Here is a 23955-nt window from a genome sequence, read left to right as displayed (position 1 = left end):
GAAGCGGCGGTTTGCATCACGAGAGATTAATAGAAAAAAGCGCCAATGAAATGCTAAAAGGAGGCTGACGGTGGGGATATTTTTTAATAAAATAGATTCAAACAAGAGAAGTAAGTATCAAACAAGGCTGTATTCTTGCTTCACTGTTCTCATCATAATCAATGTGATTAACAGCTGGTTTCTCGAGTGGCTGTGGCTTTATATCACCACAAGTAGCGTTCTTGTTATACTAGTGGTATTCCTGCTCAAAACACCTAAACGTGATTTAGAGAAAGAGTGGAAGCAGCTAGAAATAGAGAAAGACGAGGCTTTTGAAAACAGAGTCAATTTGATGATGATGAATGGCCGAAGTGACGTTCAGGCTATTAAATACATACGAAAAGAAAAAAATCTTGGTCTGCTTCATGCGAAGCAGTATCTTGACCGTATTAAAGAATCAAAGAAATAATAAAAGCGACCTTTGACAAGCAGAGGTCGCTTTTTGATAGGCTATTTATTCTTTCTCGCCAACCGTCACTTTTTTCGTAAACATTTTCATGTCGCCTTTTATCGTCACATGAGCGGTAATCGTATATTCGCCGTCGTCTTTAAACGTATAGTCGGTGCTGTATGCGCCGTTATCCTGATGTTTTGCATCGATCATTTCTTGATTAATATAGCCTTCTTTTTCGACTTGGATCTCTACGGCATCTGCATTTTCTATCTTTTTGTCTCCTTGTGTAACGAGCACGTTAATAGCTGTTTTTTCATTTACTTTAATGGTTTGAGGGACTTCAATTGTTCCTTTAACTTCCTGTGATTTTTGCTCGTTTCCTTTTGAACAGCCGACTACGGCAATGACTAAAATGAGCAGCAGCATACTAAGCTTTTTCATAAATATCTCCTTTTTATCTTACTTTCTACTAGTAAATAAATTTCTCCATAAAACTTTATCACTTAAGTTATAAAATAAAATCATCCCAATGAGTGATTTTTTATGAGTGTGACGGCAAGAAAATTGAACATTTTGTTACAAAAAATAGGTTACTATCGCAACGCGGCTTTACAGCATTGTGTCTTGATCTTAGGATTAAACATAATAAGCTAGGAAAGGGAGAGAAGGATATGCTTACACTTTATGATGAACTGTACGGAAATTTTGAAGCAGAAGGCGTTCTTTTAGAACTGATTCAAAGTGACCCCGTACAGCGTTTAAAAGGAATTTATCAAGGCGGAGCGAGCCGGTTTGTAAATGAAAAATGGAATACTACACGATACGATCATTCCGTTGGTGCGATGATGCTTGTACATAGGCTAGGAGGCTCTTTGGAAGAGCAAATAGCGGCTTTATTACATGACGTTTCACATACGGCATTTTCTCATGTGATTGACTACGTTCTTGAACAAAAAGAAGAAAATTATCATGAAATGATTTACGAACAAATTGTGACCGGGTCGTCTATTCCTTCTATTTTAACGAGCGCCGGTTTAAACTGGCGAGATATCTTACTTGATGAAAGCGAGTGGACGCTGCTTGAACAGAACGCTCCGCGCTTATGCGCTGACCGCGTGGATTATACGCTGAGGGATTTGTACGTATGCGGCGAGATTACTTTACAAGAAGTGCATGCGTTTTTGGATCAGCTTGTCGGATTTAATGGACAAGTGGCGTGCAGTAATTTATCAGCGGCAGAGTGGTTTGTGGATGCTTACTACAAAGAAGTCATTGGCTTTTTTATGAATCCGCTCAATATGTTTGGGAATTATCAGCTGACGGAAACTATCAAGCTTGCTTTGCAGAAAGATATAGTGTCTATGGAAGATTTTTTAAAGCAGGATGACGATGTGATTAGGTTGCTGAAAAACGCTGGAGATAGCAGCATTGAAGGGATGTTATCTGCTCTTTTTGACAGCAAAGTAGAAACAGGAACGGCGTCTTGTTATGATGTTTACCAAACGACAAAAATGCGCTGGGTTGATCCTCTTGTTATTGGTTCAGATGGGGCGGCTCCTGTATCTCAGCTATCACTTACCGCTAAAAGAGCAATAGAGCAAGCGAAACAAAGGATAGAAAAAGGAGTATATATCATCGTTCAGGCTCCGTTATAAAATGAATCGTTACATAAAAAAGGGGATGCAATAATGTGCATCCCCTTATCTTATAAGAAGTTTTATAGACCTCTAAGGAAGCCTTCTCTTAACGAACTTCATCACGCTTTGCAGTTAGTTCTTTAATCGTTTCTCCTTCAACTAACACAGGCTGATAGTAAGTTTCGTTGGGCAAATCTTTTTTGCCCTGCAGCTTTTTAATGATCCAATCAGCCGCATCGCGTCCCATTTGTTCCTGCGGATGGGTTAACGTTGTTAAATTAATCGTCGCATTTTTAGCGATGTACGAATTGTCTTGACCAATAATTGACAACTTGTCCGGAATGGAAATGCCAAGCTGTCTGCATACATTTACGACTTCTAACCCTACTTCATCGTTATAGCAGACAAGAGCGGTCATTTCGTCTTGATTTTCAGTAAGAAACTCTTTTAAATTAGCGTACAAATCGAGCTTTGTTTCGGTGTTAAAAGACAAAATATGCTCAGGCTGAAAGCGGAGTTTTGCATCACCGAGCGCTTTTATGTAGCCTTTCATTCGGTATTTTCCTTGCAAGTCATCCATTTTGGCAATGAGTCCAATTTGTGTATGTCCTTTTGAAATTAATTCATTTGTGGCAAGGTAGCTTGACTGAACGTCATCTAAACAAAAAAACGGAACCTCTAATTCTTCGTAGTAGGCGTTAATCATCGTAAATGGAACGTCTTGTTCTTTGAATGATAAATAATACGAGATGTTTGGATTGTACAAATTACTTTTTGTAGGCTCAACAATTAAGCCGTCTACTCCGTAGGAAAGCATCATTTCCAGCGCTTTTTTTTCTTGTTCCACATCATTATTCGTGCTAGCCAGCAGCAGCGAATAATTATCTTTATTTAATCTGCTTTCAATTCCGCGAATGATCGAAGGGAAAATATAGTCGGAAATATACGTAGTAATTACACCGATCGTTTTGTTGGCAGAAGCCCCGCTAGATTTTGATTGATACTGATTGCTTACATAGGTGCCAGACCCTTTTTCGCTTCTTAAAAATCCTTCATTCGACAGCTCTAAAATCGCTTTTCGAACCGTATGTCTGCTGACACCATACGTTTCTTGCATGACCGATTCAGTCGGAATTTGCTCGCCAATGCTGTAATCGCCTGAAAGAATTTTGCTTTTTATATCCTCAATAATCACCTGATATTTTGGTTTCATGTTTTCACTTCTTTCATAGTTGTATACATTCAACTTTTTTTATGTGAAAAATTTGTATGGACATATTTTATCATGAACGTGAATAAATGAAAAGATTTCCGTAATTTTTAATCAAAAGGAAAATGATTTAAGGGTTGAATACCGATTTTTTAAAAGTTTAAGAAGAGAATAGTAGGGTGTTTTGAGTATTTGTGTGCATATATAATTTTATTATTGACAAATGTACGTACAAATAAATATACTTAGGTTGTTAACAAATTCAAACAGCGTTACACAAAACGGAAAGCGCTTCCTTGCTGCTATAGGTATTGTTATAGCTATCAGAAAGGAGATTAAACGTGAAAACAACTCAAGAAACCATAAAACAAGCAATTGAAAAAGGAAAAACGTCCCTTGGAATTGAACTTGGATCTACTCGTATTAAAGCGGTGCTGATTGACGAAAATTTTGAAACGATCGCATCAGGCAGTTATGAATGGGAAAATCTCTTGGAAGACGGTTTTTGGACGTACAACTTACTTAATATTATTACAGGTTTGCAAAGTGCTTACCGTGAAATGAAGCAAGAAGTGGAACGAAGCTACGGAATCACCATTCGAACAGTTGGCTCTATCGGCGTTTCAGCTATGATGCACGGATATATGGCGTTTGATAAAACGGGTGAGCTGCTTGTTCCGTTTCGAACGTGGCGTAATGCAACAACAAGCGAAGCAGCAAAAGAATTAACTGAACATTTTAACTTTAATATTCCTGAACGATGGAGCATTGCGCATCTGTATCAGGCAATCATCAATCAAGAAAAACACCTGCCCCGCATCCATTACATAACAACGCTAGCCGGCTATATTCACTGGCTGCTGACGGGCAGTAAAGCGCTTGGGATTGGAGATGCCTCGGGGATGTTTCCGATTGATGAACGCACAAAAAATTACAGTGAAGATATGATGAAGAAGTTTGATGAGCTTATTTCTTACAAAGGATATCCGTGGCAACTATCAGATATTCTGCCTGCAGTTCATACTTCAGGCGAGCAAGCAGGCACGTTAACAGCGATAGGGGCTAGTATTTTAGATCAATCAAAAAATTTGCAGCCGGGCATTCCGTTTTGTCCTCCAGAAGGAGATGCAGGAACGGGAATGGTGGCGACAAACAGCGTAAGAAAACGCACGGGAAATGTTTCAGTAGGAACGTCCGTTTTTGCGATGATTGTACTAGATAAAAAGCTTTCAAAAGTCTATCCGGAAATTGATTTGGTTACCACGCCAAACGGCAGTCCAGTTGCCATGGTTCATGCGAATAACTGCTCAAGCGACTTAAACGCTTGGCTCGGATTGTTTCGTGAATTTTCGGAGGCGATGGGGCAAAAAGTAGAGTCGGATAAATTGTTTGAAGTGATGTTAAATAAAGCGTTAGAAGCTGATCCTGATGGAGGGGGCTTGCTTAGCTACGGCTATTTCTCAGGTGAAAATATTACCGGAGTAGAAAGTGGACGTCCGCTATTTGTCCGGTCAGCAAAAAGCAATTTTAATCTAGCAAACTTTATGAGAACGCATCTTTTTACAGCTTTTGGCGCTTTAAAAATAGGAATGGATCTTTTAGTCAAAGAAGAAAACGTAAAGATTCACAGTATTTTAGCGCACGGAGGATTATTTAAAACGCCGGTAGTGGGTCAAAAAATGATGGCAGCGGCAATTAATACCCCGGTTTCCGTCATGGACACAGCGGGAGAAGGCGGCGCGTGGGGCATGGCTATTCTTTCTTCTTATATGCTCAATAAAAGTGAGAATGAAAGTTTAGAAGATTTCTTGGATGATAAAGTTTTTAAAGAAGTGACCGCACAGGAAATCTACCCTGACGAACTCGATGTAAAAGGGTTTGAAGCATTTATTAAAAGATATAAAAAAGGGCTAGTAATTGAAAAAGCAGCTGCCGAGCATCACAGCGAAGAACGGGAGGAGTTACTGTGCTAGATAAATTAAAAGAAGAAGTATTTCAAGCAAACCTCGATTTGCCAAAACAGGGACTGGTCAAGTACACGTGGGGAAATGTAAGTGCAGTTGATCGAGACAGCGGTTTGTTTGTGATTAAACCAAGCGGGGTGACGTATGAAAAAATGACGGCACAAGACATGGTAGTCGTCGATTTAGATGGCCGCGTGGTAGAAGGTGAGCTTAATCCGTCCTCTGATACACTGACGCACGCCGTACTATATAAACACTATCCCGAAATTGGCGGTATTGCTCATACGCATTCAACGTGGGCGACCATTTGGGCTCAAGCAGGACTTGATGTGCAGGCAATGGGAACGACTCATGCTGATACCTTTTATGGTTCCGTACCGTGCGCGCGCTTTTTGACAGAAAAAGAAGTGAATGACGGATATGAAGTGGAAACGGGCAAGGTGATTATTGAAACGTTTGAAAAGCGCGGTTTAGATGTGCTAGCGGTTCCTGGAATTTTACTTCAAGGACACGGGCCGTTTACGTGGGGAAAAGATGCCAAAACGGCGGTAATGAACAGCGTCGTATTAGACGAAGTATCCAAAATGAATTTCTTTACCCAAAAATTAAACGTGCTGGCTGAAGAGCTGCCGCAGCGTATATTAGACAAACATTATTTACGAAAACACGGACAAAATGCGTATTACGGGCAAGGACAGTAAAAGACTTACATACAGAAAAGGGGATTATCATGTTAAAAACGACTCAAAAAGAATTTTGGTTTATTGTTGGTTCACAGCATCTTTACGGAAAAGAAGCGCTAGCAGAAGTAAAAGCACACGCGCAAAGTATGACTGATGCTTTAAATGAAAGCGGTGTCTTACCTTATCCGCTTGTGCTGCAAGATTTAGCTGTGAACGCTGATACGATTACAAGCATGATGAAAGAAGTGAATTACCGAGATGAAGTTGCCGGTGTAATCACGTGGATGCATACGTTCTCGCCTGCAAAAATGTGGATTCGCGGTACCAAGTTGCTGCAAAAACCGCTGCTTCATTTGGCAACACAATTTAACGAAAGCATTCCTTGGGAAACGATTGATATGGATTTTATGAACTTGAATCAGTCCGCTCACGGTGATCGTGAATACGGCTTTATCAACGCGCGTTTGAACAAGCAAAATAAAATTGTAGTGGGCTACTGGGAGCGCCCCGACGTACAGCAGCAAATTGCACAGTGGATGGACGTAGCCGCTGCTTATAACGAAAGCTTCAACATTAAAGTTGCGCGTTTCGGTGACAATATGCGCAACGTGGGGGTAACAGAAGGAGATAAAATTGAAGCGCAAATTCAATTTGGCTGGACGGTTGACTACTTTGGAATCGGTGACCTTGTTCAATATGTCAACGCCGTTACGGAAGAAGAAATCAATGATTTGTTTGCTGAATATGCCGACGCGTACGAATTTGTCTACGGTGATTATTCTGCAGAAGACTGGGAGTCTAGCGTAAAAGTACAGGCAAGCTATGAAATTGCGATTAAACGTTTTCTAGACGAAGGCGGCTACAGCGCTTTTACCACTAACTTTGAAGATTTGTACGGTATGAAACAGCTTCCTGGTCTAGCGGTACAGCGCTTGATGGCAAAGGGATACGGATTTGCTGGTGAAGGAGACTGGAAAACAGCGGCGCTTGACCGTTTGCTTAAAGTAATGAGCCATAATCAGTCAACGGGCTTTATGGAAGACTACACGTATGAATTGGCTCCCGGACGTGAGTCAGTACTTCAATCACACATGCTTGAAGTAGACCCAACGCTAGCGGTAAACAAGCCAAAACTAATCGTTTCTCCGCTAGGTATCGGTAACCGCGAAGACCCGGCCCGCTTAGTGTTTGACGGTAAACAAGGAGAAGGCGTAGTCGTTTCTATGGCTGACTTCGGCACGCATTACAAGCTGTTAATTAACGAAGTATCGGCATTTGAGCCGGAAGTTCCAGCTCCTAATCTTCCTGTGGCGCGCGTGCTTTGGAACATTAAGCCGAACTTCCAAGACGGCGTTAAAGCGTGGATTGAAAACGGAGGAGGACATCATACAGTTCTTTCATTAAATTTAACTACGGATCAAATTGTGAGCTATGCAAAGCTTGTGAATTTAGAGTACGTCATTATTAAGTAAGCATCATTACTTCCAAGGGAGCGCTGCTTCCTTGGAAGTGAAAATATAGCGTCAGTAAAAGAACGCCGTATTTAGAAATAAATGAAAGCGTTTTAAATAAGTGTGGCAGGAAGAAAAACTAAGACAATACAAAGGGGATATAATCATGAGTAAAGTATCAAGTAAGTTTATCTTCTTCTTCGGCTCATTTGCCGGTATTTTATTCGGTTATGATATTGGGATTATTGCTGGTGCAGAAGGTCATATCCGTGAAGCGTTTCATTTAAGTCCGCTCTGGCTGGGAATTGTGGTTTCGTCGCTAATGGGAGGAGCAATTATCGGTTCCATTTTAAGCGGATTATTAGGGGATAAGTTTGGACGAAGAAAGTTAATTTTAATTTCCTCTATCATTTTTCTGTTAGGCTCCATCGGTTCAGCGATTGCACCAGAGGAAATTACGTTAACGATTGCGCGCGTCTTTTTAGGTACAGCAGTGGGAACGGCTTCTTCTTTAGTTCCTGCTTATATGTCAGAAATCGCACCTGCTCATATTCGCGGAAAGCTTTCAGGTTTAAATCAGCTAATGATTGTAATTGGATTATTATTAAGCTATATCGTAGCCTTTATTTTTGAGCCGGTTCCAAACAGCTGGCGATTAATGCTTGGCAGCGCCGGTATTTTTGCGATCGTTTTATGCATCGGGATGATCAAGCTTCCGGAGTCACCTCGCTACTTAATTAAAAACGGAATGGCAGATAAAGCGCGTGAAGTGCTGCGCACGCTTCGTTCCTCAGCAGCGGAAGTCGAAGCTGAAGTATCTGAAATTCAAAGCGTAGCTGTGCATGAACAATCAGGCATTAAACAGCTGTTTCAGAAAAAGTTTCGTTTAGCATTAATTATCGGTGTCGGAATGGCAACTTTTCAGCAGATTCAAGGTTCCAACTCGATTGTTTATTATGCAACAAGCATTGCCCGTCAAGTTGGTTTAGCGCCGCAGGTAGCTGCTGGTTTTACGGTTATTGTTGGGGTAATCTTCGTTGTGACAACACTTATTTTTCTGCAGTTTGTTGATAAATTTAATCGCCGTACTATTCTTACGGTTGGCGGAGCGGGAATGGCTCTTTCCTTTTTTACCCCGGCTATTCTTGGAGCAGTAGGCGTTAATGAATCCGTCGTGAACTGGGTTACGTTAATTGCACTGTGCTGCTTTATCCTGTGCTATGCGTTTTCTTGGGCGCCGCTTACGTGGATCATTGTAGGAGAAATTTTCCCGCTTTCTGTGCGCGGAATCGGTGCTGGTATTTCATCTGCCTTTAACTGGACAGGATCGCTTGCAGTAGGGCTTGTGTTCCCAATTTTAGCCGACCAGTTTAGTTTAGGCGTGATCTTTTCAACGTTTGGGATCATTTGTGTTCTCGGATTATTCTTCATACGCTTTGTAGTTGTTGAAACAAAAGGGCGCAGCCTAGAGCAAATTGAAACAGACATGGCAGCTCGTTCTGAAAGAAATTCGTTAAGTCCCGTTGAGCGTAATAAATACGTTTAATTGTCGTAAATGTTTTAAATGTAAGGTGCTGAGATAAAAATATGTTAGCTGAAGTAAAAAACGAACCACTAATCAAAGTGTTTGATTAGTGGTTCGTTTTTTATGGTGAACGCAGGTTTCAGCTGTTTCATTTCTTCTAGCAGTTGATTGGAGAGCAAGGCGAAGACTCCTGCGGGGCAACAAGCGGTTCAGCTCATGTCGGCCTTTGTTCGTCTTTGGATTATGCTCCAGCTCTTATTAATAGATACTGAGATTCTAGCTTTTATGTTGTCCTATTAGTGCTTAACAAAATGAAAGAATAGATAGGCTATGGAAACTCATTTAAATGTGCGTTCTGCTTACAAGAAGATAGTGACCTTCATCAGCAAATTCTCATATAAATAAGTAAGCTTGTTTACTTTTAACTAAATTTATTTAGTAATAGGGGGATTAACTAGTTGATGAATTTGACGCTTCATGAACGTTCTGAAAAGTTATTAAAGCAAAGAATTAAACAATTAAATCCGAGAGATCCATTCAACTTTGTTTTTATGGGCGACAGCAGAGGTGACGGACCAAACGATAATTGTTACACGATGAGCGGTGAATTTGAGCTTGTGTTAAAAAAGGCGGTGGAATTGAATCCGCTGTTTATTATTCATGGGGGAGACACCGTGTATACAGGAGAAAAGAGGTATTTGGAGCACTTTGTTAAAGTTGTCGAAAAAATAGCACCAAACATTCCCGTGTTTGTATGCGTAGGGAATCATGATGAATTAAACCTTGAAGAAAGCAACCTCGAAAACTTCAGAGCCACTATCGGAAAAGTGCACTGGGTCATTGATATTCCTGTCTTTAACTTCCGTTGCATCGCATTAAATAATATCATCAGTCCCAAGAATAAAATATATGGATTTACAGATAGAGAGCTGAATTATTTAGAGCAGCAGCTAGAGGATGCTCCTCGTAATACCGTTGTAGCCATGCATGCACAGCCAAATATTGGCCGGTGGTCAGACCTCGGAGGTTTTCCTGTAACGACTCCTCAAAGTCAAGAATTTTTTGATTTAATTCAAGAACATCGCGTGAAAAAAGTGTTAGTCAGCCACGTGCATGCGTATGACGAGCAGTTTATTAGAAAAAACAGAAACGGGTCGTTTACGCTTGGAAGAGGTACTGATTTTGTATTATCAGGAGGCGCGGGTGCACCCCTTGATTTTGAACCGCCTTTAATTTTAAATAATTATAATTTTACGGAGTTTTTTGTTAGCCGGTACGACATTTTGGGACCTCTTCTTTGGAAGGATTTTGGACGACCTCGAAGAAATTGTTTGTAAAAACAAGAAAGTAGAAAGCTAGGTTCAAAAAAAAGAGGCTGGGAAAAAAGGATTTTAGACGAAATGAAAAATGAACCATTGATCAAGATGCTTGATTAGTGGTTCATTTTTTTTATTAGGGTAAACGTAGATTTCATGTGTATAAGTCTTTCTAGCAGGTGATTGGAGAACAAGACGAAGACTCCTGCGGGAAAAGCGGAACAGGTGAGACCCCACAGGAGTGTATGCGACGAGGAGGCTCAGCGACCGCCCGCGCAAAGCGAAGTCTTGTACGGAAATCAACTGCGGTGTCACAAGCGATTCAGCTTATGTATCCCATTTGCCTTTAGATTGGATTCACTTCGTTGTGTCTCACCCTCTTTTAGAAAACCGTATGAAACCTTGTAGCAGAAGGCCGAGTCAAGCGTTATAATAGATAATGAATGATGATATATTCTCTATATTTGTCATATATTTGTATTACATATGTAATTGAAGAAAAACATTTACTTGATATACTGTTTAATGACTTAACTTTATCTTAACATTCACAGTGAAATGCCTGTTTATAGAGGCTTGGAACATACACAGCAAATGGAGGAGCTATCATGGCAAACGAAAAGATGCAAGAAGGACTTAATCGTTTTATTAAGGAAGATTTGAATGACCTTTTAGGTAGACTGTTCCCCCTAATGGACCGAGAATGTGCGGAAGAAAAGAGAATGCTTATCGAAACGGCTGTAGAGTACATCTATTCTTCAGGGTATCATCAAGGAGCAAAAGACTTGATCGAAACACATCGAAAAGATGATTACAAATTATTAAGGCAAAAATTAGCGTCAGCACCTCCTGAAAACTAATTTTGTTGAAATTTCTTTTGACAACATAAATGTAAGGTGTTAAGATGACTCTACATTCAAAATATTATAAACAATTAAAACTCTTATTGAGAGAGGCGGAGGGACTGGCCCTGTGAAGCCCGGCAACCATTTAACAATCTTGTTAAAAAGGTGCTACATCCTGCAAAGCGTACAGCTTTGAAAAATAAGAGAGGATTTCATAGATACTATGCCTCTCTATTCATAATAGAGAGGCTTTTTATTTTATGTAAAGGTGTTTTGAATGAACAATTTCATAGAAATGCATCAGGTGCTGTGTAACGAATGTACGCAGCTTAAAAGGGAAGACCGGTGAAAAGCCGGCGCGGTCCCGCCACTGTAATGGGGAGCAACTTATTAACCACTGTTTCATGTTGAAATGGGAAGGGATAGGAAGCGATGAACCTAAGTCAGGAGACCTGCCTGTTGTATGCACTTAAGCTCTACGGGATATAGAGAGGAGTGAGGAATACGTGTTGAGAAAAACAGGCTATCTCAACTTTAGTTAAGTATGCGTATCATCTCTCTTTTCATTTCGAAAAGGGAGATTTTTTAGTTTAGCGATAAAAAAATATACAGGGAGTGGAAAAAATGAGCAGTGTAAAAAGTTCAAATGTAGGTTATCCAAGAATTGGTGAAAAACGAGAATGGAAAAAAGCGCTTGAGCAGTTTTGGGCAGGAAAGCTAGAGAAAGATATCTTTCTTCAGGAAATTGAAGCTCTTCGTCTAGGACATCTGAAAAAACAGCGTGACGCAGGAATTGAATTAATTCCAGTCGGCGATTTTAGCTTATACGATCACGTGTTAGATACAGCCGCTATGTTTGGTTTGGTGCCAAAGCGCTTTGAATATAACGGAGGCCCGGTATCGCTTGAAACGTATTTTGACATCGCGCGAGGAACAAAAGGTGCGGTAGCTTCTACGATGACAAAATGGTTTAACACAAATTATCACTACATCGTACCCGAGCTTGAGGAATGTACGCCGGCACTTGTAGAAAATCGCCCGCTTCAATTTTACAAAGAAGCAAAACAAAAGCTGAATATCAAAGGCAAACCCGTTATTTTAGGTCCAGTAACATTTGTGAAGCTGTCAAAAGGATATAAAAAAAGTGAGTTTAAAAAAGTAGTTGAACAATTTGTTCCTCTTTATGCAACAATCTTAGCGGAGCTGCAGGCAGAAGGCGTGGAGTGGGTACAAATGGATGAGCCGGTTTTAGCTACAACGCTATCAAAAGAAGACCTGGCGCTCTATAAAGAAGTCTATGAAGCTTTGAAAAAAGCGGCACCGAATGTAAAAGTCATTTTGCAGACGTATTTTGACAGCGTAGATTACTATAAAGAAGTAGTTGCTCTTCCTGTTCACGGAATTGGATTGGATTTTGTACATGACCGAGGCGAAAATCTCACGGCACTTAATAAATATGGGTTTCCAACTGATAAAGTGCTGGCAGCAGGAGTGATTGACGGACGAAACATTTGGCGTGAAAACTTGGACGAACAGCTTTTAACAATCAGTGAAATTGAAGAAGCCGTATCAAAAGACCGTTTGATTCTGCAGCCTTCATCAAGTTTATTACATGTTCCTGTCACGGTGAAAAGCGAAAAAACCATTGAGCCAATTCTAAAAAACGCGCTGTCTTTTGCAGATGAAAAGCTAAAGGAAATCACGCTTTTAACAAAAGCGGTGCAGCAAGGAAAAGAAGCAATTGAAAAAGAAATAAGTGTAAGCAAACAGGCGATTCAAGCATTAAATGGATCATCTTTTCGAAATCACCAAGACGTGCAAAAAGAGCTGAAGCAGCTGCACAGCTATAAAGCAGAGCGCCAAGCGCCGTTTGACGTACGTCAACGCGTTCAGCAAGAAGCGTTTCAACTGCCGCTTCTTCCAACGACAACAATTGGAAGCTTTCCGCAAACAAAAGAAGTGCGAAAAGAGCGTCTGAAGTGGCGTAAAGGAGAGTTAAGCGATGAAGCATATGAAGCGTACATTAACGCTGAAATCAAAAAATGGATTGAAATTCAAGAAGACATCGGCTTAGATGTTCTTGTGCACGGAGAGTTTGAGCGTACCGACATGGTTGAATACTTCGGTGAAAAATTAGGAGGCTTTCAGTTTACGAAGTTTGGCTGGGTGCAATCATACGGTTCTCGCTGTGTCAAGCCGCCGCTTATTTACGGAGATGTCTCGTACGAGCAGGCGATGACGATCAAAGAAACGGTCTACGCACAGTCTCTAACCAATAAGCCTGTTAAAGGAATGCTGACGGGGCCGATTACGATTTTAAACTGGTCATTTGTGCGTGATGATATCCCGCGCTACGACGTGGCAAATCAAATTGCGCTTGCTCTTAGAAAAGAAGTGGAAGCACTTGAAAGTCAGGGCATCTCAATGATTCAAGTAGATGAACCGGCGCTGCGTGAAGGACTGCCGTTAAAACGAGAAAACTGGGAAAGCTACTTGAGCGCCGCGGTGTATGCGTTCAAATTAGCCACGGTATCGGTGCAAAACGAGACGCAAATTCACACGCATATGTGCTATTCGGAATTCGAAGAGATTATTGATGCGATCAAAGCGCTTGATGCCGACGTGATTTCCATTGAAACGTCCAAAAGCCACGGTGAATTAATTTATGCGTTTGAAAAACATACGTATAACCAGGGAATTGGACTTGGCGTATATGATATCCACAGCCCGCGCGTACCGAAGCTTGAAGAGCTGACACGAAACATTGACCGCGCTCTAAAAGTGCTTGATCCTGCATTGTTTTGGATTAATCCCGACTGCGGTCTTAAAACAAGAGGAATCAGCGAGACGGTGGAAGCTTTAAAAGTGATGGTTGAGTCTGCAAAACAAACAAGAAAAAATTTATTACAAAACGCTTAATAACAAGAAAGTCAAGACCAAGCAGTGTAAACGCTACACTGCTTGGTCTTATGGGTTTTTTAAAGGCCAAAAATATCCATTGACACTTCCCGTAGATTTTTGTATCTTTTTAAAGGTGTTTTTAAAATCAGGGAGGTACAACATGAGTAACAACAGCACGCAGCACGTTAAAATTGTAACAGCGGATCCATCAGCGCTAGGCCTATTCGGACTTGCCATGGTGACACTTGTTGCATCGTTTCAAAAGCTTGGGGTAACCGATGGTGTTTCATTGGTATTGCCATGGGCAATTTTTTTAGGCGGGATAGGACAGCTAATTGCGTCTATGCAAGATTTCAAACATAATAATACCTTCGGCGCAACTGCTTTTGGTGCCTTCGGTTTATTTTGGCTAGGTGTAGCTATGACATGGCTTATTCAGCTTGGCGCATTTGGGGAAGCGCTCGCAAAAGAAGCGGATCCGAAGCAGCTCGCATTTGCTTTTGTCGGCTACTTAATTTTCAGCGTTTTTATGACGGTTGGAGCAATGGGCACTCATAAAGTATTATTTATTATTTTTGTGTTAATTGATTTCTTATTTATTGGATTATCGCTAAGTACATTTGGTGTGGCATATGAATACACGCACTTACTAGCAGCAGTGTCAGAGCTATTAATCGCTTTGTTTTCATTCTATGGATCTGCAGCGGCTGTATTAAATACTCACTATGGTCGAGTTGTGCTTCCGGTTGGCAAGCCGTTTGGTGCATTTATCAAATAATCAAGACGTTCATTAAACAGCGAAGTAGGGTTGAATTCTGTATGATGCAGAGGTCAATCCTTTTTTGTTTGGGCATTTTTATATATAGTAGAAAGAGATAGTTATATATAATAGAAGCTTTTAGAGAAAAAAGAGAAATACATAATGAGAGGAATCGTTTCAATGATTATAAGACAAGTGGATGAAAAAGATTTAAACCAATTAATTACGTTAGAAAACAAAGGCTTTACACCTGAAGAAGCTGCCTCAAAAGAAGCATTTATCACGCGAATTAAAACTATTCCTGATACGTTTATCATCGCTGAAGAAAATGACGAAATAATTGGATATGTGAACGGACCCGTCATTTCAGCTCCGTTTATTACGGATGATTTGTTTAAAAAAACGATTTCGAACCCTGAGACAGGTGGTCATCAAAGTATTTTAGGTATCGTTGTAAATCCCAAGCATCATCACAAAGGAATTGCCAGTATGCTGCTAAAAGAGTTTGAAAAACAAGCACGGAACAAACAGCGCTTAACGATTACCTTAACGTGCAAAGAAGAATTGATTCCTTTTTACGAAAAAAACGAATATGTGAATCAAGGCGTTGCGCAGTCTCAGCATGCAGGCGTGCAGTGGTTTAATATGAGTAAGGAGCTTTAATGTTACTACTATGAATTGCTTGTTACACCGCTAATGATTTCCGTGCAAGGCTTCGCTTTCCGCGGGCGGCCGCTGAGCCTCCTCGTCGCTTGCGCTCCTGCGGGGTCTCACCTGTTCCGCTTTTTCCCGCAGGAGTCTTCGCCTTGCCCTCCAATCATCAGCTAGAAGCACCTACATACACGAAACCTACGTTCACCATACCCATAAAAAAATTAGCACGAGATGAATTCTTAATCAAACTCGTTCGCCTTGTCCTTCAACTAACCTACTTTTGTTTCAATCTCTATTTCAGTTATGTAAAAGACGCTACTTTGTCAAACATATTTGACAGTAACAAGGAAGATAATATAAGATATGGGTGTAAAAAGTTTTTTACATTTTAGAGATGAGTGATGAATGGTGGAAAACCGAATTAAAGAACTGCGTAAAATCAAAAAAATGTCTCAGGATGAACTGGCAAAAGTATGCGGCGTCTCGAGACAAACGATCAATGCAATTGAAAACAATAAGTATGATCCAAGCTTAACGCTAGCTTTCCAGCTGGCCCAAGAACTGGGAGCAACAGTAGATGAGCTGTTTTTATTTCATAAATCATGAGTTAGTAAAAAAGGAGAAGGTAATGTGAAAGTAAAAAAAGCGGACGAAATGGAAAAGTTTGAAATCAAGCAAGCGGCGCGAAACGGCTTTTTATTTTATACAGTAGCGCTGTTAATTTGGTCTTCCTATGATTTTATTAAAACCGGTGAAAGAGGCTGGGAAGCCACAATCTTACTAGTAGGAATATGCGTATATTTTTGGACACTCGTTTATTATAAACGAAAAGTACATAGCTAATAAGTGAACGGAAATCGAAAATACTTTGATCACTTCACATAAAAGAGATTTACAGAGCAACGGCGGTGAAATGAATGAAAAATCGAGCTGCAGGAGTAGCTCTTACAAGCATGGGCATGTTACTGTTGATGATAACGTTAATACTTCCTGTTCCGGGATTAATCTACAGTTTACTTGTAGGAAGCAGCATTCTACTAAAAGGATGCGGAACAGGAGGAATAAAAAGGTGTATCACCTGAATGCAGCGTGATGTAGAAAAGGAGGTTCCTTTTGAAAAAAAGAACGATTATTATAGCTGCACTTTTATTTATCATCGTATTTTATTTTACATATACCGGGAAAGCCTATCAGTTAAAAGACGTCATAAAAGTAGAGGAAGCAAACGTTACGCGTATTGAAATAGATACGGACGAAGGAAAACGTGTAGTAGATGATAAAAAAGAGATAAAGCAAATCGTACATTCTTTGGCAAAAGTAGAAGTGAAAAAAAGCAAGGAACTCGATCCAAAGTTTGACCAGTCTTACTGGGTAAAAATCGTTGAAAACGGAAAAGATGCGTACGGCTTAACGATTTACGATAATGACTACATAAAAGCATTTAATTTTAAAGATAAAAAGCAGGCCACGTATACGATTGTTAAAGATCAAAAAGTAGATGTTAAAAAGCTGTTTTCAACTAAATAAAAAACCTACTAAAAAAGACAGCCTGCGCTGTCTTTTTTTATGAAAATAATAGATTGAAAATTTAGACTATTTTAAGTAGAATTAATCCTTGCCTATATAATTAATAAATGATTGAATTAGGTCAATATCAGGGTTAACTAACAGTGCTGGAAGAAGGCCAAATGTTAATAATACAAGGACGTTTGATCCAATAAAGATGCGAAGTGCTTTTTTGATTTTCATGATATTTCCTCCCTTTTTTATATTTTCGTATAAAAAGAGAAAAAAATCAATAGAAATGTGACGAAATTGTGAACTTTTTGTCTGATAGTCCCTGATAGATTATAAAAATTCCCTCTCTATACTAGATAAAGAGGGGATATAGTAAATCATAAAATATGTAGAAACATTAAAAGTACATGCGCAGATTCTCGATAAATCGGTAGAGAAAATAGCATGAAAAGCCAATTAAGATACATCCAGCTGCAATAGAAACCCATTTGATATAAAGCTGATTCAGCACTTTTCTAGTTCCAGAGACAATTGTCATTAAGCCCAGATCATGAATTAAAATTCCCGTTAATATTCCGGCAGCAATCACTAGGAAATGAAAAGAGTGAGAGGCTTGAAGCGAATTTGTCAGCACCGTTCCAAATACGCTCAGCCAAAAAATGAGATTGCTCGGAGAAATCGCAACAAAGATTCCGTTCACATAAGAAGAGGCAAACGACTTTTTTACGTGTTCTCCAGGAGCCGTTATATCATGATCCGCGTGTCTAATGCTGTCATAGCCAATATAAAGTAAAAAAAGTGCCCCTACAAGCCACATAACAAGCTGGATAAAAGGAGCAGACAAAAAAGAAGCCAGTCCAGAGTAAAGAAGCACAATTAGCAACAAATCAACCGTCATGCCTCCAAGTCCCACAACCCAGCCGTGAAGAAAACCATTTTTTAAACCCTGCTTCGTCATTTCAATCGTTACCGTACCAACGGGAAGGGCAATCGAAAGACCGAGCAGCACATTTGTTAAAAATAACGTCACCAAAAACAAAACCTCTTTCAATCTCGTATCTACTATCGTTTTCCGTTTAAGTGGTCTTTCATTATATAAAAATATGTAGTGAAATTTGATGTTATGTATAAAAAACAGTAAGCACAAAGGCTGCTTCGATATATATTTGCACTTTTTACCTACCAAGCTATAAAAAGAGGAGCAGTAGCTGCTCCTCTTCACCATTTTAAACGCTTTCCTGCATAGTGGCTGACGGTCTTTTAAACGCAGCAACAAACCACACAATATTCGTGATCAGTAAGCCTAAGCAAGAAATCATTACTCCTATAATTGAAGCTAAGTTTCCTGAGAAATCTTCCAGTCCAAATAAAAACAGAGCCGGCATCAGTAATAGAGTACTAGCAGCGCACACGTGTTGATTAACCAAAATCATCCAGAAACTCCTTCGTATAGTTTTTGATAGAATTCAAGTGTTTCATAGATGGCTATTCGCCATTCTAAAGGCAGGGTAGCGCAAAGAAACAGACGTGTGAACCCTGCAAATGATAAGGGTTTTCGTGTGTTTTTCTTGCTACCTTGTATATGTAAAAACTTTAGTAAAACGTAGGCGATGAGTGCGGTGAACAACTGATTGAACACGGCGTTTGGTGTTGTACCGAATAAAATCGGTACATTTAAGTTTTGTTTGATCCAGCGAAAGAACGATTCAATGGCCCAGCGTGCTTTATACATGTCGGCAATTTCTTCTGCCGTGACGTTCATCAAGCTTGTCACAACGCGTATCTCCTTACCGTCATGATCGGTAAATTGCACGACACGCTGGCGTGTCTTTGTCTGTTTTTGTGGGGTACCAAGGATACACGTAAAATCGCCGGTCACATTCGAATCCTTTTTACGTGTACCTTTCAGCGCTTTTTTGCGATTTAACTGGATATTCTCTTTTAAGCGAATGACAAAATGTTGTTTTTCTTTCTCTGTCACGTAGCGATCGACTTTTTCAATGGAAAAATAGGCACGGTCGCCTATGAAGATAAAGCGTTTATCCTCAAGGCATGTACCAACGGGTCCGTCATGTTTTAATCCGGTTGTTTCGACAACTTGAAGAGGCATCGCAGTTTCGTTGGTGAAGCTAACATGCAGTTTAATGCCCGCGCGTTCGCCGTGATAAACTGCCCATGGTAGGCGTGTCTTCCCGACTGTTACCGTTGTCGAATCCACTGCCATCGGTATTTTTTTCATCTTGAGGGTGCGACGAGTAGCTCGGTTGAGCTTCCCGACAATGACTTCAAAAATACGTTTCATAATGGCGTAATTAAGAGCCTTCATGTGCTTGGAAAGCGAAGAATGGTCAATGGAAACGAGTCCAACACTTGGCCCAACATCGGCTGCGTGACGTAAGCTTTTCCATTCGTTTGTCGCTGCACCAATTAAATAAGAAATAAGCGTTGACACGGTACATTTTCGGGCTGTGTCAACAAAACCAAACTCGGCTAGAATCGCTTGAAGTTCAGCTTCAGAAAGAAAGTTTTGAATGAGATGTGGAGACGTGGTATTCTTATTCATGAGAGATTCCTCTTTTCGTAAATGTTGGTGTGGTAACTTACATTTTACATGAGAATCTCTCTTTTTTATTTGGTTTTATTGGAATAAATTAGATAATCAACAGGCGTGCTAGCAGCGATTAAAAGTCCAATGCTGCAAAAAGCAGCCATTACAAATTTTAAGAAATGCATTCCTAGCAGATAAAATGCTAAAGGCAACAGATATAAAAATAGAATCATGCCAAGCGATAACCACATCCCAACTGAACCAAACGTGTTAACGTTGGGGCCTGAATCTGCTAGAGGAGAAAGCGAAGCAAGAACTATGATAGAGCAGAAAAATAGGCCGGAAAGCAAAGTGGTGATCGCCACACTATTTTTTGCTGTAGAATTACGCACTGTTTGTTAACCTCCTTTCCAAATTAAAAGTATATGGATTAATTTTACAATATAAAAGTCCGGAAATCACCAATTTTTTACAAAAATGTTCGATAGGCTGGATAATAATGAAGAGAAGATGGGTTGAGATAATACACGTGAACATATTTTTTGTGTGGGCCTGGATAGTGGGTTTCGTGCCAGTATTGCGTCAATATTGTTTGAATAGGGTGCGAATGAGGGGCCTCTCCGTAATGTCCGTAGTAGATGCCGCTTCCTGAATAAGGAGAATACATAAAATCACCTGCCTGTTTAAATGAATGTGTTACACGGTATGTTTTTGTATTAAATAACGTTCTTGTAGAATGTAAAAAAGGCATAAATAGGTCATTGGCTATATCAATGCTCCCTTACAGTAAGAAAGACCTCTAAAAGCACGAGGTCATAAGCTACGCATCTGTATGTTCTTCACTGAGATTTCTTTGAAAATCCAAAAAACGAGTTCCTTGAAACGTCAGTATTCCTTCGTCTCCTTCTGCAAACTTGCCGTACTGGCTGCCTGAAACAGTAAATTCAGAGCGGTCGGTGCTTTCAAATTGAAAGGTTACGTAGTAAGTTGTAGACGTATGAGAGTGGTGATGTTCGTGAGCATGGCTGTTATGGTGCTGGACGTTTGTCCGTTTGCCCGTAATTTTTGCTTTTACGGATAGACGGGGAGACTGCTCATTTTTGCTCCACGTGCTGATTCCTTTAAAAATAGAAAATAAGAAAATACCAATAACAATAACAAAAAATAGCATAACAAACGTAGGCATTCCGTTAAGTAACGCATCGTCTGGAAAAAAAGCGCCTCCGCTTAGGTCAGCATCACCTTCAAAAACAATGTCATCTCCGGACGGATCATCTTCAAATATCATTTCATCTTCAAACATTCGTATTCCCCCTTACTATAAATACGGTTCCTGAATGGAAAAAGTTTCATCTTTATAGTAGTCTTATGATAGGATAGCTAGTTACTATTCATACATATGAGTGAACAAGGAAAAGGAGAGATCAACATGGGGAAATACAAAGTTGTTATGTCTGGAAAGACGTGGCCAAACGCTTACGAAAAGCTAGCGGAACACTGCGATATTCAAATGTGGGAAGGAGAAGGGAAGATTCCACAAGAAACGCTGCGCGACTGGCTTCGTAATGCTGACGGCTTTTTTAATATCGGCCACATTACAGTAGATGAAGAATTGTTAGAAGCAGCACCGAATCTGCGCGTTATTTCTCAATCGGGTGTCGGGTATGACAGTGTAGATGTCGAAGCGTGTACCAAAAAAGGCGTGCCGTTTAGCAATACGCCAGGAGTGCTAGTAGAAGCAACGGCAGACTTAACGTTTGGTCTCTTATTGTCAGCAGCTCGCCGCATTCATGAAGGCTATGAAAAAGTGAAACAAGGAAACTGGGAAACGGTATTTGGCGTTGATTTATTTGGAAAAACGCTTGGTATTGTTGGAATGGGCGATATCGGAAGCGCCGTTGCCAGACGAGCAAAGGCATCGGGGATGAACATCGTTTACCACAACCGAAGCCGCAAGCATGAAGCCGAAAAAGAGCTTGATGCCGTATATCTTTCGTTTGAAGAACTGCTTCACACAGCTGACTGTATCGTATGCTTAGTACCGCTTTCAGATCAAAGCAAAGGCATGTTTGGAGAAGCGGAATTTAAAGCTATGAAAAACAGCGCGTATTTTGTAAACGCAGCGCGCGGAGGATTAGTGGACACGGAAGCACTGTACGAAGCGCTGAAAAATGAAGAAATTGCGTATGCCGCACTGGACGTAACAGACCCAGAGCCGCTTCCGGCAGATCACAAGCTGCTGCAGCTTTCAAATGTGCTAGTAACGCCGCATATTGGAAGCGCTACGTACGAGACGCGCAATCGCATGGCAGATCTAGCCGTACAGAACCTGCTTTTAGGTCTTGAGAAAAAGCCTTTAGTGACGTGCGTGAATGAAGAAGTGAACTACAAGTAAGGAGAGATTTTTTGTTAAAAGCATTACAGCTTATTTTTTCAATTATTACCGTTGGACTGGCTCTTTATATGATGTTCACTCACAATGACCAGTTCCTTTCGCTTTTAAATATACTTCTAGGCTTAACGATGCTAGTTTTAGGAGCAATTGAATGGCAAAAAAGAAAGAAAACCAGCGCGTGGCTGCTGTTTTTCGTTGCGCTATTCAGCTGGTTTGTCGGTCTTTATCGCATGACCATTTAAAAACGCTTGGCATACGCCAAGCGTTTTTTTAATGTGCTTTTAGCTGCGTTTCTAACACGTTTTCAATAACGGAAGCTACTCCGTTTTCATCGTTTGTTAATGTAACGTCATCAGCTAGTGCTTTAATTTCTGCGTGCGCATTTGCCATAGCGATTCCTTTTCCAGCTCTTTGCAGCATCGATACGTCGTTAAAGCTGTCTCCAATGGCAATGGTATCGTGAAGAGAAGCGCCAAGCTCTTTTACAACGTAGTTTAATGCGTTTCCTTTTGACGCATCTTTGTGTTCGAGTTCAAAGTTATGATCAGCGGAAGAGACAAGCGTCATGTCGTGCTGCTTGCTAAAGTGATCCCAGCCTTTTTTTCGTTTTTCATCATCAAATGAAAAAGCTAATACGTTATAAAGCTCAGCGTTTGTATTTAAAATATCTTCATACGATGCAACAAAGGCAAATCCCGTTTGGCTGTACTGCTTAGCCGCCGCGTGATGAAGTCTTTGTTCGTCCACGTTTTTGTTGGCGCTTTTTACCCGGTCAATTTCAATGGCGAGCAGCTCACGGCCTGAGTTTGGTGTATAAATCGCATGTTCAGCAAACACTTCATAATAAAATTCGTTTGCATCTAGCCACTGAAGCGCTTCTTTTACGTGCTGGTCATCAATTGGAACAGAATGTCTGAGCTGTCCGTCCGGGTCATGAATAGTCGCTCCGTTTGCGGCAATCACCCAAAGGTTGGAAAGCTCAGCTTTTTTTAAAATTTCCTGCACGTCGAAATAAGCGCGCCCCGTAGCAACCACGACTTCAACTCCGTGTTTTTGCGCTTTTTTAATTGCTTCTGCATTAATTGTGCTAATTTCACTGCTGCTATTTAAAAGAGTTCCATCTAAGTCTGTAAAAATCATCTTCATAAACTATCTCTCCCTTTGACTATTATTACTTGTTTTTGCATGTTTTATCTTGTTTATCCTACAATAAACGAAAAAACACTGATAATCAAGCGTTTTTACATTGTTTTTACAAAAGAAACAAGTATAATAAAGTAAAAAGCAGAAAGAAAACAGGTGAACAAGCAATGTTAAAACAAGAAAGACGCAAACAAATTATGAATTTGCTTGAAAAAGAAGGGCGCATTGTAGCTACGACTCTTAGCCAAACGCTGAACGTTTCAGAAGATACAATCCGCAGAGACCTCCGGGAAATGGATGCGCTTGGTCTGCTGCAGCGCGTACACGGAGGAGCGCTTCCGCGTTCCACGTCTGCGGTTGATTACAAAGAGCGTAAACGTGAATTGATGGATGTTAAGCATTCACTTGCCGTTGCGGCGCTTCCGTTAATTAAAGACGGGCAGGTGCTGCTGATGGACGGAAGTACAACAAATATTCAGCTCGTCAAAGCTTTTCCAAAGAATTTAAACGTTACGGTTATTACAAACAGTCCGTTAATTACCGTTGCACTAGCGGAACATGACTTTGTAGAAGTTGTTTCTCTTGGAGGAACGTTTCGAAAAGAATCGATGGTCACGGTAGGACAAAGCGTGGTTGATACGCTTAAACAAATTCGAGCGGATCTTTGTTTTTTAGGCGTATACGCAATCGATCCTAAAATCGGTATGAGCATTCCTTTGCTTGAAGAAATGCACATCAAAAGTCAAATGATAAAAAGCGCGAGTGAAGTAGCGGCTATTGTAACAGCTAAAAAACTCAATACGTCTTCAACGTACACGTTCAGCTCAGCCAACTCACTAGATTGGCTCATTACAGAAGAACATGTGAACGAAACCGTGTTAAATGCTTATCGCGAAATCGGCATTGAAGTGATCACAAATAAATAGTAGTTTTGGTAAGGAAGTATATGGTAATGTAGAGTAAAAAGGAGCT

The 23955-nt window shown here is 40.4% G+C and carries 29 protein-coding genes and 2 riboswitches; of the genes, 19 read left to right on the top strand and 10 right to left on the bottom strand.

Going from position 1 to position 23955, the window contains the following annotated elements; genetic code table 11:
- Positions 1–70: 70 nt before the first annotated feature.
- Positions 71–448 carry a hypothetical protein gene (locus NST66_RS16955; protein ID WP_154991898.1) on the top strand — a complete coding sequence of 126 codons (378 nt, stop codon included), beginning with the start codon at positions 71–73 and terminating at the stop codon, positions 446–448.
- 45 nt (positions 449–493) lie between these two features.
- Here NST66_RS16955 and NST66_RS16950 read toward each other — a convergent pair whose 3' ends face one another.
- Positions 494–874, bottom strand: a complete 381-nt coding sequence (locus tag NST66_RS16950; RefSeq protein WP_328172047.1) for a FixH family protein — start codon at positions 872–874, stop codon at positions 494–496.
- 230 nt (positions 875–1104) lie between these two features.
- On the opposite strand from NST66_RS16950, the gene NST66_RS16945 reads away from it, so the two are divergent.
- Positions 1105–2088, top strand: coding sequence for an HD domain-containing protein (locus NST66_RS16945; RefSeq protein ID WP_340843558.1), 984 nt, complete (start codon positions 1105–1107; stop codon positions 2086–2088).
- Between the two features lie 88 nt (positions 2089–2176).
- Here NST66_RS16945 and NST66_RS16940 read toward each other — a convergent pair whose 3' ends face one another.
- Complete coding sequence (locus NST66_RS16940; protein WP_048019405.1) at positions 2177–3283, bottom strand: GntR family transcriptional regulator; 1107 nt, start codon at positions 3281–3283, stop codon at positions 2177–2179.
- A 338-nt stretch (positions 3284–3621) separates the two neighbouring features.
- Between NST66_RS16940 and NST66_RS16935 the strand changes: the two genes are divergently transcribed.
- From NST66_RS16935 to NST66_RS16890, 10 genes are all read left to right on the top strand, one after another.
- On the top strand, positions 3622–5253 hold the full coding sequence (locus NST66_RS16935) for a xylulokinase (protein WP_340843557.1): 1632 nt from the start codon (positions 3622–3624) through the stop codon (positions 5251–5253).
- Positions 5247–5945: an L-ribulose-5-phosphate 4-epimerase gene (locus tag NST66_RS16930; protein ID WP_328141151.1), complete on the top strand. Its 699-nt coding sequence runs from the start codon at positions 5247–5249 to the stop codon at positions 5943–5945. The genes NST66_RS16935 and NST66_RS16930 overlap by 7 nt, the downstream gene beginning before the upstream one ends.
- 29 nt (positions 5946–5974) lie before the next feature.
- Positions 5975–7399: an L-arabinose isomerase gene (gene araA, locus NST66_RS16925; RefSeq protein ID WP_165636345.1), complete on the top strand. Its 1425-nt coding sequence runs from the start codon at positions 5975–5977 to the stop codon at positions 7397–7399.
- A 145-nt stretch (positions 7400–7544) separates the two neighbouring features.
- Positions 7545–8924: a sugar porter family MFS transporter gene (locus tag NST66_RS16920; RefSeq protein ID WP_033580154.1), complete on the top strand. Its 1380-nt coding sequence runs from the start codon at positions 7545–7547 to the stop codon at positions 8922–8924.
- Between the two features lie 440 nt (positions 8925–9364).
- On the top strand, positions 9365–10240 hold the full coding sequence (locus NST66_RS16915) for a metallophosphoesterase family protein (protein ID WP_230624695.1): 876 nt from the start codon (positions 9365–9367) through the stop codon (positions 10238–10240).
- 158 nt (positions 10241–10398) lie between these two features.
- Positions 10399–10569 (top strand): hypothetical protein, encoded by a 171-nt coding sequence (locus tag NST66_RS16910; protein ID WP_176544811.1) that lies wholly within the window; start codon positions 10399–10401, stop codon positions 10567–10569.
- A gap of 258 nt (positions 10570–10827) precedes the next feature.
- Positions 10828–11079, top strand: coding sequence for a hypothetical protein (locus NST66_RS16905; RefSeq protein WP_033580155.1), 252 nt, complete (start codon positions 10828–10830; stop codon positions 11077–11079).
- Positions 11080–11159: 80 nt separating this feature from the next.
- Positions 11160–11270: riboswitch (SAM riboswitch) on the top strand.
- A 79-nt stretch (positions 11271–11349) separates the two neighbouring features.
- Positions 11350–11538, top strand: a riboswitch (cobalamin riboswitch).
- Positions 11539–11688: 150 nt separating this feature from the next.
- A complete protein-coding gene (gene metE, locus NST66_RS16900) occupies positions 11689–13983 on the top strand; it encodes a 5-methyltetrahydropteroyltriglutamate--homocysteine S-methyltransferase (RefSeq protein ID WP_033580156.1) in 2295 nt (764 codons plus the stop codon).
- 142 nt (positions 13984–14125) lie between these two features.
- Positions 14126–14743 (top strand): acetate uptake transporter, encoded by a 618-nt coding sequence (locus NST66_RS16895; RefSeq protein ID WP_013058231.1) that lies wholly within the window; start codon positions 14126–14128, stop codon positions 14741–14743.
- 144 nt (positions 14744–14887) lie between these two features.
- Entirely contained in the window at positions 14888–15388 is a 501-nt protein-coding gene (locus NST66_RS16890; RefSeq protein WP_340843556.1) for a GNAT family N-acetyltransferase, read from the top strand.
- 22 nt (positions 15389–15410) lie between these two features.
- Here NST66_RS16890 and NST66_RS16885 read toward each other — a convergent pair whose 3' ends face one another.
- On the bottom strand, positions 15411–15542 hold the full coding sequence (locus NST66_RS16885; protein ID WP_259345520.1) for a hypothetical protein: 132 nt from the start codon (positions 15540–15542) through the stop codon (positions 15411–15413).
- Positions 15543–15784: 242 nt separating this feature from the next.
- Between NST66_RS16885 and NST66_RS16880 the strand changes: the two genes are divergently transcribed.
- The 4 genes from NST66_RS16880 (at position 15785) to NST66_RS16865 (ending at position 16906) form a co-directional block, all read left to right on the top strand.
- Entirely contained in the window at positions 15785–15985 is a 201-nt protein-coding gene (locus tag NST66_RS16880; RefSeq protein WP_154991910.1) for a helix-turn-helix transcriptional regulator, read from the top strand.
- 24 nt (positions 15986–16009) lie between these two features.
- Entirely contained in the window at positions 16010–16222 is a 213-nt protein-coding gene (locus NST66_RS16875) for a hypothetical protein (RefSeq protein ID WP_028414716.1), read from the top strand.
- Positions 16223–16296: 74 nt separating this feature from the next.
- Positions 16297–16461 (top strand): hypothetical protein, encoded by a 165-nt coding sequence (locus tag NST66_RS16870; protein WP_186807949.1) that lies wholly within the window; start codon positions 16297–16299, stop codon positions 16459–16461.
- Positions 16462–16492: 31 nt separating this feature from the next.
- The gene (locus NST66_RS16865; protein WP_257042786.1) at positions 16493–16906 is read left to right on the top strand and encodes a DUF5301 domain-containing protein; all 414 of its coding nucleotides are present in this window, start codon (positions 16493–16495) and stop codon (positions 16904–16906) included.
- Between the two features lie 81 nt (positions 16907–16987).
- Here NST66_RS16865 and NST66_RS16860 read toward each other — a convergent pair whose 3' ends face one another.
- From NST66_RS16860 to NST66_RS16835, 6 genes are all read right to left on the bottom strand, one after another.
- Positions 16988–17128 (bottom strand): hypothetical protein, encoded by a 141-nt coding sequence (locus NST66_RS16860; protein ID WP_013058226.1) that lies wholly within the window; start codon positions 17126–17128, stop codon positions 16988–16990.
- Positions 17129–17294: 166 nt separating this feature from the next.
- Complete coding sequence (locus NST66_RS16855; protein WP_310883817.1) at positions 17295–17927, bottom strand: LysE family translocator; 633 nt, start codon at positions 17925–17927, stop codon at positions 17295–17297.
- A 196-nt stretch (positions 17928–18123) separates the two neighbouring features.
- Positions 18124–18330, bottom strand: coding sequence for a hypothetical protein (locus tag NST66_RS16850; protein ID WP_340843555.1), 207 nt, complete (start codon positions 18328–18330; stop codon positions 18124–18126).
- A complete protein-coding gene (locus NST66_RS16845) occupies positions 18327–19460 on the bottom strand; it encodes an IS4 family transposase (RefSeq protein ID WP_263046296.1) in 1134 nt (377 codons plus the stop codon). The genes NST66_RS16850 and NST66_RS16845 overlap by 4 nt, the downstream gene beginning before the upstream one ends.
- Positions 19461–19525: 65 nt before the next feature.
- A complete protein-coding gene (locus NST66_RS16840; RefSeq protein ID WP_340843554.1) occupies positions 19526–19837 on the bottom strand; it encodes a DUF5391 family protein in 312 nt (103 codons plus the stop codon).
- A gap of 428 nt (positions 19838–20265) precedes the next feature.
- Positions 20266–20748 carry a DUF2500 domain-containing protein gene (locus tag NST66_RS16835; protein WP_340843553.1) on the bottom strand — a complete coding sequence of 161 codons (483 nt, stop codon included), beginning with the start codon at positions 20746–20748 and terminating at the stop codon, positions 20266–20268.
- Between the two features lie 126 nt (positions 20749–20874).
- On the opposite strand from NST66_RS16835, the gene NST66_RS16830 reads away from it, so the two are divergent.
- Positions 20875–21840 (top strand): 2-hydroxyacid dehydrogenase, encoded by a 966-nt coding sequence (locus NST66_RS16830; RefSeq protein WP_063247490.1) that lies wholly within the window; start codon positions 20875–20877, stop codon positions 21838–21840.
- Positions 21841–21851: 11 nt separating this feature from the next.
- Positions 21852–22082, top strand: a complete 231-nt coding sequence (locus NST66_RS16825) for a DUF3953 domain-containing protein (protein WP_034264376.1) — start codon at positions 21852–21854, stop codon at positions 22080–22082.
- A gap of 28 nt (positions 22083–22110) precedes the next feature.
- Here NST66_RS16825 and NST66_RS16820 read toward each other — a convergent pair whose 3' ends face one another.
- Complete coding sequence (locus NST66_RS16820) at positions 22111–22986, bottom strand: Cof-type HAD-IIB family hydrolase (RefSeq protein ID WP_088048686.1); 876 nt, start codon at positions 22984–22986, stop codon at positions 22111–22113.
- A 164-nt stretch (positions 22987–23150) separates the two neighbouring features.
- Here NST66_RS16820 and NST66_RS16815 point away from each other — a divergent pair, with 164 nt between their 5' ends.
- A complete protein-coding gene (locus tag NST66_RS16815) occupies positions 23151–23909 on the top strand; it encodes a DeoR/GlpR family DNA-binding transcription regulator (protein ID WP_014458988.1) in 759 nt (252 codons plus the stop codon).
- The last annotated feature ends 46 nt before the right edge of the window (positions 23910–23955 follow it).

Source organism: Priestia sp. FSL W8-0524, assembly GCF_038005965.1.
In the GTDB taxonomy this organism is placed as follows: domain Bacteria; phylum Bacillota; class Bacilli; order Bacillales; family Bacillaceae_H; genus Priestia; species Priestia zanthoxyli.
The sequence above is the reverse complement of the archived record's forward strand: the minus strand, read 5'-3'. Positions and strand labels throughout refer to the sequence as shown.

What these genes read in the sequence shown, in the direction of transcription:
- NST66_RS16880 (WP_154991910.1), top strand. Translation starts at nt 15,785, where the DNA reads ATGGTGGAAAACCGAATTAAAGAACTGCGTAAAATCAAAAAAATGTCT.
- NST66_RS16860 (WP_013058226.1), bottom strand. Translation starts at nt 17,128, where the DNA reads ATGAAAATCAAAAAAGCACTTCGCATCTTTATTGGATCAAACGTCCTT.
- NST66_RS16845 (WP_263046296.1), bottom strand. Translation starts at nt 19,460, where the DNA reads ATGAATAAGAATACCACGTCTCCACATCTCATTCAAAACTTTCTTTCT.
- NST66_RS16815 (WP_014458988.1), top strand. Translation starts at nt 23,151, where the DNA reads ATGTTAAAACAAGAAAGACGCAAACAAATTATGAATTTGCTTGAAAAA.
- NST66_RS16950 (WP_328172047.1), bottom strand. Translation starts at nt 874, where the DNA reads ATGAAAAAGCTTAGTATGCTGCTGCTCATTTTAGTCATTGCCGTAGTC.
- NST66_RS16940 (WP_048019405.1), bottom strand. Translation starts at nt 3,283, where the DNA reads ATGAAACCAAAATATCAGGTGATTATTGAGGATATAAAAAGCAAAATT.
- NST66_RS16890 (WP_340843556.1), top strand. Translation starts at nt 14,888, where the DNA reads ATGAGAGGAATCGTTTCAATGATTATAAGACAAGTGGATGAAAAAGAT.
- NST66_RS16850 (WP_340843555.1), bottom strand. Translation starts at nt 18,330, where the DNA reads ATGATTTTGGTTAATCAACACGTGTGCGCTGCTAGTACTCTATTACTG.
- araA (WP_165636345.1), top strand. Translation starts at nt 5,975, where the DNA reads ATGTTAAAAACGACTCAAAAAGAATTTTGGTTTATTGTTGGTTCACAG.
- NST66_RS16895 (WP_013058231.1), top strand. Translation starts at nt 14,126, where the DNA reads ATGAGTAACAACAGCACGCAGCACGTTAAAATTGTAACAGCGGATCCA.
- NST66_RS16905 (WP_033580155.1), top strand. Translation starts at nt 10,828, where the DNA reads ATGGCAAACGAAAAGATGCAAGAAGGACTTAATCGTTTTATTAAGGAA.
- NST66_RS16830 (WP_063247490.1), top strand. Translation starts at nt 20,875, where the DNA reads ATGGGGAAATACAAAGTTGTTATGTCTGGAAAGACGTGGCCAAACGCT.
- NST66_RS16945 (WP_340843558.1), top strand. Translation starts at nt 1,105, where the DNA reads ATGCTTACACTTTATGATGAACTGTACGGAAATTTTGAAGCAGAAGGC.
- NST66_RS16835 (WP_340843553.1), bottom strand. Translation starts at nt 20,748, where the DNA reads ATGTTTGAAGATGAAATGATATTTGAAGATGATCCGTCCGGAGATGAC.
- metE (WP_033580156.1), top strand. Translation starts at nt 11,689, where the DNA reads ATGAGCAGTGTAAAAAGTTCAAATGTAGGTTATCCAAGAATTGGTGAA.
- NST66_RS16920 (WP_033580154.1), top strand. Translation starts at nt 7,545, where the DNA reads ATGAGTAAAGTATCAAGTAAGTTTATCTTCTTCTTCGGCTCATTTGCC.
- NST66_RS16915 (WP_230624695.1), top strand. Translation starts at nt 9,365, where the DNA reads ATGAATTTGACGCTTCATGAACGTTCTGAAAAGTTATTAAAGCAAAGA.
- NST66_RS16870 (WP_186807949.1), top strand. Translation starts at nt 16,297, where the DNA reads ATGAAAAATCGAGCTGCAGGAGTAGCTCTTACAAGCATGGGCATGTTA.
- NST66_RS16820 (WP_088048686.1), bottom strand. Translation starts at nt 22,986, where the DNA reads ATGAAGATGATTTTTACAGACTTAGATGGAACTCTTTTAAATAGCAGC.